The organism is Haematomicrobium sanguinis DSM 21259, assembly GCF_000688395.1.
Lineage (GTDB): Bacteria > Actinomycetota > Actinomycetes > Actinomycetales > Micrococcaceae > Haematomicrobium > Haematomicrobium sanguinis.
Window position 1 is genome coordinate 1 of sequence record NZ_JIAG01000025.1, and the last position, 1,403, is coordinate 1,403.

1 protein-coding gene is annotated in these 1,403 nt (G+C 57.9%); it reads right to left on the reverse strand.

Annotated features, from left to right (window positions below):
• Positions 1-27: 27 nt before the first annotated feature.
• Positions 28-1,314: a DDE-type integrase/transposase/recombinase gene (locus O148_RS0113740; RefSeq protein ID WP_084157326.1), complete on the reverse strand. Its 1,287-nt coding sequence runs from the start codon at positions 1,312-1,314 to the stop codon at positions 28-30.
• Positions 1,315-1,403 lie beyond the last annotated feature (89 nt).

Here is a 1,403-nt window from a genome sequence, read left to right on the forward strand (position 1 = left end):
TGTACTGTCTCAATACATAGTGGACAGTTAGGTCTCAATACATAGTGGACAGTTTTTGTGGGGTGTGTGGTGTCGGGTGTGTGGGTGGGTGAGTTGGCGTGCGATGGCTTCGTATTTGACGGATTTGGGTGGGGGCCAGGGTTTGAGTATCAGGCTTTCGCCCTCGCGGGTGAAGAGTTCGACGGTGTTCGGGGTATGGATGACGTGGATCGTTTGCCCGGTCCATGCTTTGCCGAGGACGTAGACGTGCCCTGCCACCGAGATCCCGCCGCGTTGTATGGCGGTTCGGGTGAAGAGTTGCGTGTTCTCTGGGACGGGTCGTAAGGGTTCGGGCGCGGGCTCGTGCCGGATGATCGGTGTTGTGGGTTCTTGGGCTTTCTCTAGGGTGTCGTAGAGGTGCCCGGGTGTAACGTGTTTGCGCCCCGGGGAGGCCAGGCTCTGGTGAGCCCGCTGGTAGTTGTAGTACTCCCGGTAGTCAGTATTAAGCAGGGTGTGAAGCTCGTCTCTGGTGTGCACGGGGTGCTGTGTCAGAAACTTTTTCACAGTGCGGTGCGAGCGTTCCACTTTCCCTTGTGATCGCGGGTTCCCGGGCCGTCCGGTGATCGCGTGGATCCCGAGCTCGTTGAGGTATTCCACGAGCTTCGTGAGTTTCCCGAGACGGTGGAGATTGAACGCTGACCCGTTATCGGTATGCACCAGCACGGGACGCCCGTAGGTGTCGATCGCGGTCTTGAAGCACTGAAGGACCGCGTGCGTTGTTTCTTGGTGATCCACGCTGAAACCGATGCTGAACCGGGTCCGATCATCAATAATCTCGATCACGGTCACCGTTTCCCCGCTGGCAAGCGTCCACTCGAACCCGTCGGCCTGCCACCGCTGGTTCGCGAACGCGGCCTCGAAACGTTTGTGCTGACGTTTGGGCCGTTTCTTCGCGTTCCGGTCCGTCACTTTCGCCCTCTCAAAAATCCGTGCGATCGTCGCGCGAGAGGGTACCGGGTCAATATCCTCACGTTCACCTAACCGGTACTGCACACTTGAGGGACCGTAGTCCCACCCGTTCGCGCGTAACCACTCCCGCTCGAGCAAGACCGCTTTAGTGACGAAATCGCTGGTCTGCCGAGGATGCGAGAGAGGCTTTCGCGAGCCCTTGAGCGCAGCGTCCTGAACACCCTGCTCGCGCACCAACGCACGGACCCGGTAAAACCACGACCGTGATACTCCATGCCGCAAGCAAAACGCTTCCACATCACCATGAGAGGCGTTCTGCGGCCAGGAGAGAACGAGCTGACGAATTTGATCAGGAATACGAGTCATCCCCGCATTCTCAACCGCCACAAACCAGCACGCTCAAATGTCCACTATGTATTGAGACCTAACTGTCCACTATGTATTGAGACTTCACA

Coding starts and splice junctions, on each gene's coding strand:
- O148_RS0113740 (WP_084157326.1), bottom strand. CDS start 1,314: ATGACTCGTATTCCTGATCAAATTCGTCAGCTCGTTCTCTCCTGGCCG.